General features: G+C 62.9%; 8 protein-coding genes and 1 pseudogene. 5 read left to right on the forward strand and 4 right to left on the reverse strand.

From position 1 onward, the window contains the following. Both Q8N40_RS11520 and Q8N40_RS11525 read right to left on the reverse strand, forming a co-directional pair. Nucleotides 1-263 (reverse strand): hypothetical protein (locus Q8N40_RS11520; protein ID WP_305711906.1); only part of this gene is annotated, 263 nt, incomplete at its 3' end. Nucleotides 264-397: 134 nt separating this feature from the next. Further along, nucleotides 398-1,942 carry a glycosyltransferase family 39 protein gene (locus Q8N40_RS11525; protein WP_305317883.1) on the reverse strand — a complete coding sequence of 515 codons (1,545 nt, stop codon included), beginning with the start codon at nt 1,940-1,942 and terminating at the stop codon, nt 398-400. A 239-nt stretch (nt 1,943-2,181) separates the two neighbouring features. On the opposite strand from Q8N40_RS11525, the gene Q8N40_RS11530 reads away from it, so the two are divergent. From Q8N40_RS11530 to Q8N40_RS11540, 3 genes are all read left to right on the forward strand, one after another. Beyond that, nucleotides 2,182-3,918 carry an adenylate/guanylate cyclase domain-containing protein gene (locus Q8N40_RS11530; RefSeq protein WP_305711907.1) on the forward strand — a complete coding sequence of 579 codons (1,737 nt, stop codon included), beginning with the start codon at nt 2,182-2,184 and terminating at the stop codon, nt 3,916-3,918. A gap of 175 nt (nt 3,919-4,093) precedes the next feature. Then, nucleotides 4,094-4,342: a hypothetical protein gene (locus Q8N40_RS11535; protein WP_305711908.1), complete on the forward strand. Its 249-nt coding sequence runs from the start codon at nt 4,094-4,096 to the stop codon at nt 4,340-4,342. 309 nt (nt 4,343-4,651) lie between these two features. Next, the gene (locus Q8N40_RS11540) at nt 4,652-4,852 is read left to right on the forward strand and encodes a cold-shock protein (protein WP_029584170.1); all 201 of its coding nucleotides are present in this window, start codon (nt 4,652-4,654) and stop codon (nt 4,850-4,852) included. Between the two features lie 150 nt (nt 4,853-5,002). Here Q8N40_RS11540 and Q8N40_RS11545 read toward each other — a convergent pair. After that, a pseudogene (locus Q8N40_RS11545) lies at nt 5,003-5,365 on the reverse strand (hypothetical protein); the annotation flags it as partial. 241 nt (nt 5,366-5,606) lie between these two features. Here Q8N40_RS11545 and Q8N40_RS11550 point away from each other — a divergent pair. Both Q8N40_RS11550 and Q8N40_RS11555 read left to right on the forward strand, forming a co-directional pair. Further along, on the forward strand, nt 5,607-6,812 hold the full coding sequence (locus tag Q8N40_RS11550; RefSeq protein WP_305711909.1) for a CaiB/BaiF CoA-transferase family protein: 1,206 nt from the start codon (nt 5,607-5,609) through the stop codon (nt 6,810-6,812). A gap of 6 nt (nt 6,813-6,818) precedes the next feature. Next, nucleotides 6,819-7,463, forward strand: a complete 645-nt coding sequence (locus tag Q8N40_RS11555) for a glutathione S-transferase family protein (protein WP_305711910.1) — start codon at nt 6,819-6,821, stop codon at nt 7,461-7,463. A gap of 1 nt (nt 7,464) precedes the next feature. Here the strand turns inward: Q8N40_RS11555 and Q8N40_RS11560 are convergent, their stop codons facing one another. Continuing rightward, nucleotides 7,465-7,629, reverse strand: a complete 165-nt coding sequence (locus Q8N40_RS11560) for a hypothetical protein (protein ID WP_305317876.1) — start codon at nt 7,627-7,629, stop codon at nt 7,465-7,467. Between the last annotated feature and the right edge of the window lie 824 nt (nt 7,630-8,453).

Consider the following 8,453-nt stretch of genomic DNA (forward strand, 5'->3'; position numbering starts at 1 on the left):
TAGCCATAGCCAGGTTGGGCGTAGCCGTAACCGGGTTGGACGTAGGCGCGGCGTCCATAGGTGTAGGAGTCCCCGTAATAGCGACGTTCGACGTAGCGTCGGCCACGAGTCCGGTAGCAGCGGCCGCTGTCGTCGCACACCAGCCTGACGTTTTCCGTCATGGTGGGCTGTTCGACCGAATTCCCTTGATTGAAAAGGGGGGCCGCCGATGCACTCGTCGCCATCAAGGCGCCCGCGGCTGCAAACAGAATGGTTCTTGTCATGGGGTCTCTCTGCCTGGTTAAATTGGTGGATGGAGGGCGGTCCGAGCTGCTTTCAACCTGCGAAGGATCTGTTTGCTCCTACGTCTGCAGGTGCCGATAGGCTCGGTCTAAAAAGGGAAACAACACCAACGTGGCTAAGTTCCAATGTCTTTGGAATAAACCCCGACTGCAAGACCTCTGTTACCGACGCGCAGTTGCGGATGAGGATTCCCCGCCAACGCGCGCGGGCGATAGAGCGGGGAGTCCTTTGGAGGCGAAAGCTCGGGCATCCAGCCGGTGAGCTTTTCCAGGGCATAGGTATCCATCACGATCCCGCGCCAGCTGCGGTTGACCCGTTCGAGCGGCTCCCTGATCGCCGTCGTCGACCGCCATACCGGGCTAGCATGGTCGGGTTCGCGACCGACATAGAGGCCGGTGTGACCCCTGATTGCACTGATGCCGGGATCGCGAAAGCCTTCAAACCTGCCGCGTTCATTGATCTGAATGACCGGCACGCGGTCCCTGAAGAACCAGCGCAGCATGGCGTAGGTTCGATAATCGGTCGTGGCGATCCAGCTCGCACCGGTCGCTTGCAGCTGGGCCTCCGCCCTCGCCACCACCTGCTGGTACCCGGCCTCGCCGCCGATCGGATCGGCCCGGCCGATGAAATTCCAGGGAGCGACGACATAATAGAGAAAGACCGCCACGACGAAGACGATCCCGGACGCGATCGCAACCCTGGCCCAGCGCATCGTCGATTGCACCATCCATGCTGGCCAGCCTTCGCGCGACAGCATCGTGATGTTGATGGCCGCGGCGGCAAATCCAACCGGCCAGATGAACATCGGCCAGGTATCGCCAACCCTCAAGCTCAGCGATTTCCAGAAGAAGTACCCGAAGGGAACGAGCACGGCGGTCGACAGCAGAATGGCCAGCGCGTCGCCGCGGCGGTATCCTCGCCACGCCGTCAGCACCACGCCTGACAATACCACCGGCAGCAGGATAAAGCCGACCAGCCCGAACTGCAGCCCGATATAGTCGCCGACGGTACGAAACGATAGTCCATGCGTCGCGGTAGCGCGCACCAGCTGGAACCGGAACGACGCCCAGTCATGCTGCGAATTCCAGATCAGGACCGGCGAGAATACGATCATCGCGATCAGCGCCGCTGCCCACGGATACGGGCTGGCCAGCCAGCGGCTGCGCCACTTCGGCACCAGCAAGAAGGCCGCGACCGCCGGAAGCAGCATGACCGCGGTGAATTTCGACAGCAGCGCCAACCCGGCGAAGGCGCCGGCCGCCAGCCACCAGCGCGCGTCGTTGCTCTCGTGCAGCCGCACCAGCGCCCACACCATCGCGACCGCAAACGGGATCAGCGCGACGTCGGGCGAGACCTTTGCCATCAACAGCCCGTAGTAGAGCGCAGCCTCCGGCATCAGCACGGCAATCACGACCGCGCGGACATCATGCGTCGCGCGCCGCACGATGTCGGCGAGCAGCAGCTGCGTGACCAGCATCGCCACGATACCGGCAAACCGGACGCCCAGATTGGTGTCGCCAAAGATCGCGGTGCCGAACCGGATGAACCACGCAATCATGGGCGGATGATCGAGGAACGACAGCGCGCTCTCCTTCGACCAGGTCCAGTAATAGGCCTCGTCGGTGCGCAGGTCGATCATGCCTGCATAGACCACCCGCATGGCCGTCAGCGCCGCGATCACGGCGGCAACCGTGAGCCATTGCCGCAAGGCAATCCTGTCGGGCCCGGCAATGTCTTGGATGGGCGGGGGTATCGTCACGGCGCTTTCTCCCCGACTCCGATGGGGGTGTCAACTTGCGGCAGGCCTGGTCTTAACTCCCTCTGGCCGCAACTCCCCATGGCGTCGGGACCGTTCCCAAACTAACATCGGCAGAACCGCAAGGCATCCGATCGGACCGCATGACCTCACTGTCGCAACGACAGCTCCCGAAATCCCTCCGCGGCATCAGCATCCGGCAGGTCCGGCTCGGCTGCGGACTGGTGCTGTTCGCCTATCTGGTCAGCCATTTCCTCAATCACGCACTTGGCAATGTCTCGCTGGAGGCGCTTGCCGGCGGCGTCTATTACCACATCCTGTTCTGGCAATTTCTCCCGGTCGCGATCGTGTTTTACGCCGCCGCGCTGATCCATGCCGGTCTCGGCCTCTGGGCGCTGTACGACCGCCGGCAATTTCGCTGGAAGGCGATCGAGCCGCTTCAACTCGTGCTCGGCCTCAGCATTCCGGCGCTGATCATCAGCCACGTTGTCGGCGTGCGGCTGGGGCAGACGCTGTTCGGCCACGAGAAGCTCTATCCGCAGGTGTTTTTCGCCTTCTGGATCGTATGGCCGTACAAGATGTGGCTGATGTTTGCCGTTCTGATCATCGCCTGGGTCCACGGCTGCATCGGCCTTTATTTCTGGCTGCGGATGAAGTCGTTCTACAAGCACGCGGCGCCGTTTCTGCTCGCGGCGGCGGTGCTGATTCCGGCGCTGGCCATGCTCGGGCTCTATCAGGGCGGACGAAGCGTCGTCGACAGCGACAGCAAGGAGTGGCGGGCGGAAAATCTCTCGCGACAGCAGGTCGGCACCCAGGCCGAACAGGCCGCGTTGAAGTCCATCGAGGAGTACTTCCTGATCGGCTATCTCGGCCTGCTCGGTTTTGTGCTGCTGGCACGCGGCGTGCGCGCCCTCAACGAACGCCGGGCCGGCATGGTCAGCCTGTCCTATGGCAATGGCAAGACGGTCCGTGTGCCGAAAGGCCTCAGCGTGCTGGAAGCCAGCCTGCGCCACGATGTCCCGCATGCCAGCGTCTGCGGCGGCCGCGCCCGCTGCTCGACCTGCCGCATTCGCGTGATCGGCGACTGCGCGTCGCTGCCGGAGCCCTCGATGCGCGAGGCATTCGTGCTCGACCGCGTCGGCGCCGGCGCCGATCCGGCGATCCGGCTTGCCTGCCAGCTGCGGCCGCAAGCCGACCTGTCGTTCTTCCAGATCTTCCTGCCGCAGACCACGGCGGCGACCTTGCGGACCTCGATTCCCTCCCGCATCGGAGAGGAACGCTATCTCGTCAGCCTGTTCGTCGACATGCGCGGCTCGACCAAGCTCGCGGAGAAGCGGCTGCCGTTCGACACCGTCTTCATCGTCAACCGTTTCCTCGGCGCGGTTTCGCAGGCCGTGCTGGAATGCGGCGGCCAGCCGAACCAGTTCGTCGGCGACGGTCAGCTGGCGTTGTTCGGGCTCGACTCGGACCCGCAAACCGCCTGCCGCCAGGCGCTGCGCGCAGCCGGCATGATCTCGGCCAATATCGACGAATTAAATCAATTCCTTCGCCATGACCTGCGCGAGCCGATCCGTTTCGGCGTCGGCATTCATGGCGGCGAAGTGATCATCGGCGACATCGGCTATCGCGATCACATGGTGTTCACCGCGCTGGGCGATGCGGTCAATGTCGCAGCACGGCTGCAGGACATGACCAAGGCTCTCGCCTGCGAGGTTGTGGTTTCGGAAGAGGTTCGCATCACCGCCGGGCTTGCAGAAGACAGTCTGCCGCAACAGGAAGTCACGATCCGCGGACGCGCCGAGGCGATGATCGTGCGCTCCGTCGATCACGCCAGCATGCTGTCTGGGTTGGTTAATGATCTGAATGCCGTCGCCGCCTGATTGCCGCGCGGCATCGCTGTGTGATGTTTTTCACACCTGAATGATCGTTCAGAAAATTGTCCCCGAACCACGGGCTGCTTTCTCGAACCGCGCTCCTGAGGGGCGCGACTGATGTGCGATGGGTAGGAATTAAACCGTCAACCCGCGCTACGGCGCACATTCAAGGAGAACGACCATGCCTCGCAAACTGACCCTCGCACTTGTTGCCGCGGCTTCCCTCGGCGCGGCCTCGCTGGCTTCCACCGCGGCTTCCGCCAGCCCGCTCTGGATTCCCCACCACCACCACCACTTCCACGGTCATCACCATGGCCTTGGCTTCGTGATCGGCGGCGGCGGCTATGGCGGCCATGGCTGCTATCAGACCCGCCGTGTGTGGACCCCGTACGGCTGGCGCTTCCGCGTTGTCAACGTCTGCGCATGGTAACTGGAACTTCGGTTTCGATCGGGAACCCCCGCCGCCACACGCGGCCGGGGTTTTCTCGTTTTGGCGAGAGCGCGACGTCTGCTCTGCAACCCGGTAAAGTTTGGAATGGTCGGCATTTCTCTGGATCAAATGACCGCCAAACGGGGAAAACAGGCAAATGCATCGCGATATCGATCGTTTTCCGCCGAAATCGAGCTGTCGTTTTGCGCTATCAAGCTTGCGTTATCCAGCGTATCCTGTGGCTTCGGGCATGCCGGTGTGCGGGGACCGGCGGCTCGTTAATTGTTTTGATCCCGCGGAGACGACGTGATGGCTAAAGGTACTGTGAAGTGGTTCAACGCGACCAAGGGTTTCGGTTTCATCCAGCCTTCGAGTGGCGGCAAGGACGTTTTCGTTCATATTTCGGCGGTCGAGAAAGCTGGCCTTTCCTCGCTCAACGAAGGACAGACGGTTGAATACGAAGAGGTTGCCAATCGCGGCAAGACCTCGGCCGAGAACCTCAAGGTTTAAGGCTGGGAGCGCGGTCCGCAACGGCGCACTCTCGGATCTGATCCGGGAGTGGGACTTCCAACAACATCTCAAAAAAACAGAGTGCAATGGGCAGGAGCGGGCAACGCTCTTGCGCGCAACGAACTGGCGCAGAACGCGCCGGTTTGACCGTCAATCTTCCTTCACCCATTTTTGAACCGTCATGACGTCGGGTGGCTGCGCATAACCGCGCGTCCACATGTCCACCACCCATTCGACCCTGGTGGCGCGATCGACCAGCACCGCGGTATTGTGCGGGGTCTGCAGCACCAGCGCATTGCCCCGGTAATGCGGGTTGCCCACCCCGTGAAATTTCAGCAGGCCCCATTGCTGCAACACCAGCAGCAGGCTGGTGGTATTGCGGGTGGTATCCCAGCAATCGTAATTATGCGCGTCGTCGCGGTGGCGGAAATCCGCCCTGGGGACGCGCGTGCTGGTGCCGAGAATAGGCCCCCGCCAGATCGTTGCCGCCTGCCCGTCAGCTCCATCGGCCGCACAACCCAAAGCGATAAATCGCGTGAAACCTATCGCACCGGTTTCGCGGTGCCAAGCTCGGCGGCATCGTCGGCGTCAACCGCAACATGGCCGTTGCGCGGGCATGACGGCATTGCCCGCGGCGCCCTTGCGTTTTCACCCGTTGCATCCCCCACCCAACATGGGTCAAATGCCCCCTTGATCTCACGCGTAATTCCAGCGCACGGACAAAACCAACAGGAAGCACGGGAGCGGCGGCACTATGGAAAAAGGCATTTTTGACGGCCTCCAGGTTCTGGACTGCGCGAGTTTCATCGCGGCGCCCGCGGCCGCCACCGTGCTGTCGGATTTCGGCGCCGACGTCATCAAGATCGAGCCGCCGGGCCTCGGCGATCCCTACCGGAACCTGCCGAACCTGCCGGGATATCCCGCCAGCCAGCACAATTTCGCGTGGCTGCTGGAATCCCGCAACAAGCGCAGCCTCGCGCTCGACCTCTCCAGGCCGGAGGGCCAGGCGGTGCTGCATCGGCTGGTGGCCGAGGCCGACGTCTTCATCACCAATTTCCCGCCGGCGGTGCGCGAACGCCTCGCATTGACCTTCGCGAAGCTGGCTCCGCTCAACGAGCGCCTGATCTACGCATCCTTCACCGGCTATGGTGAAAAGGGCGAGGAGGCCAACAAGCCCGGCTTCGACAGCAACGCCTACTGGGCGCGCTCGGGCCTGATGGACCTGGTGCGCGCCGATGAAAACACCACGCCGGCACGCTCGATCGCCGGGATGGGCGACCACCCCTGCGCGATGGCGTTTTACGGCGCGATCGTCACCGCGCTGTACAAGCGCGAACGCACCGGCAAGGGGTCGCATGTCAGTTCCAACCTGATGGCCAACGGCGTCTGGGCCGCCTCGGTGCTGGCGCAGGCCAAGCTGTGCGGCGCCAAGTTCGCCGAGCGGCGTCCGCGCGAGCATGCGCTGAACGCGGTCACCAACCACTACAAATGCCAGGATGGTCGCTGGGTCATCATTTCCCTGCTCAACGAGGACAAGCAGTGGCCGGCGCTGGCGCGCTGCCTCGGCCGCGAGGATCTGGTCACCGACGGGCGCTTCGCCACCAAGGCGGGACGCCATGCGCGGTCGATCGAACTGATCAGGATTTTCGATGAGACCTTTGCCACCAGACCGCTGGCCGAATGGCGGCAGATTCTCGACGGCAACGGCCTGGTGTTCGGCGTGGTCGGCATTCTCGACGACATTCCCGATGACAAGCAGATGCTGGATAACGAGGTGCTGGTGCCGTTCGAGAACGACACCATGCTGACCATCAACAGCCCGATCTGGGTCGACGGCGCCAAAAAGGTCCGGCCGCGCAAGCCGCCCGGAATCGGCGAGCACAGCGACGAGATCCTGCGCCATGCGGGTTACGACGAGGCAGCGATCCAGAAGCTGCGCGCGTCCGGCGCGGTGGCGTGATCGCCGATGCCGGTCTATCGGCTGCATTATTTTCCGGAATCGGGAAACAGCTACAAGCTGGCGCTGATGCTCACGCTGTGCGGCCAGACCTTCGAGCCGGTCTGGACCGATTTCGGCGACGGCGTCACGCGGACGCCGGAATGGCGGCGCGACGTCAACGCGATGGGCGAGATACCGGTGCTGGAAGTGGACGGCGAACGGCTGACCCAGACTGCGCCGCTGCTCCTGCGACTCGCCGAGCAATTTGGTCGCTTCGGCGCCGAAACGGCTGACGAGAAATTCGAGCTGCTGCGCTGGCTGTTCTGGGACAATCACAAGCTCACCGGCTACATGGCGAGTTACCGGTTCATGCGGACCTTCACGCCGTCGGCCGATCCTCAGGTGCTGAAATATTTTCGCAAACGGCTCGACGATTTCCTCGGCATCCTCGAGACCCATCTGCAGCAGAACGACTTCGCCCTCGGCAAGCGCGCCACCGTGGCCGATTTTTCCATGATGGCCTATCTGCACTATCCCGCTGACGAGACCGGATATGATTTCGCGGCGAGCCACCCCGCCGTGAAGGCCTGGCTTGATCGCATCGCCAGCCTGCCGGGCTGGCGACCGGCGTACGATCTGTTGCCCGGCAAGCGACTGCCGCACTACGCGTAAGCTATTTGTTCTGCAGCAGCACCCAGCCCACCGCAGCGAGGCCGATGACAACGGCGACCGCGATCGCCCAAACGCTGACCCTGATATCGCCGACGGTCTGCCGGTCGGCCTCGTTCTCGGCGATCTCGCGATTGCGCGCCTTGTTTTCACTGTTCGGGTCGTTCATCGGCTGCCCTCCCTCGATCCAGCGACCGCCACGTGGCAATGGCCATCCTAGCGGCGATCCCGGACGAAGCACACCGGCTTGCGCGGGATGAGAGGTGCGTTTCAAAGGGCAAACACAGTTTTGCGATCTCGCGGCGCGTTTCGCCCGAGGTTTGCTGGAGACTTGCCGCCCTCTCCAATCAGAGGGCGCGGGGAATGCCGGGCGCCCGATGCGCCCGATAGCCACGTGTGCAACGGTATTGGGTAGAACGCACACGTGTTGTCAGGTCACACCGGAATCACCCGGCACTCCCCGCGCAATGGTTTACGGCTTATACGTGATCTCCCCGGTGAGCCCAGCTCTATTGCCACCGTCACCTGCGGGACTGACCGCAAGCTTGACACCGACGTCGGGGGTGTCAGGACCACACGATTTCGCCATCCGCATCAGGCGCCCTGGTCGAGAGCGCCATCCGCGTCCACCGCATCCCCGTCCCGCACTGGTGACCTTGCGCAATGCCCCTGAGTGGGACGGGATGCGAAATCATATACTCCGGTTTCTAATTCCGATAAACAGAATTATTTTTTCGCGAGGGACTTGACACGATTTCCGATAAGCCGAAGTGATTTGCCCGTCGGGGTCGATTTGTTGAAATGGCTCAGGAATTGGCGTTGGTGCCGCCCCGCTTCCGGGCTGGACCGCGAACGCCGCCTCAACTCCCGATAACTCATTTCGCTAACGGCCTCTCGCCGCATCCCGGCCCGTTGCGCCGCGCTATTTGGCTGTAGCGTCGCAGCCATCACTTGCCCTTCGCCCGGCAATTATACGCCTTGCGAAATCCCGCG

This window comes from Bradyrhizobium sp. (assembly GCF_030693485.1).
Taxonomy (GTDB): domain Bacteria; phylum Pseudomonadota; class Alphaproteobacteria; order Rhizobiales; family Xanthobacteraceae; genus Bradyrhizobium.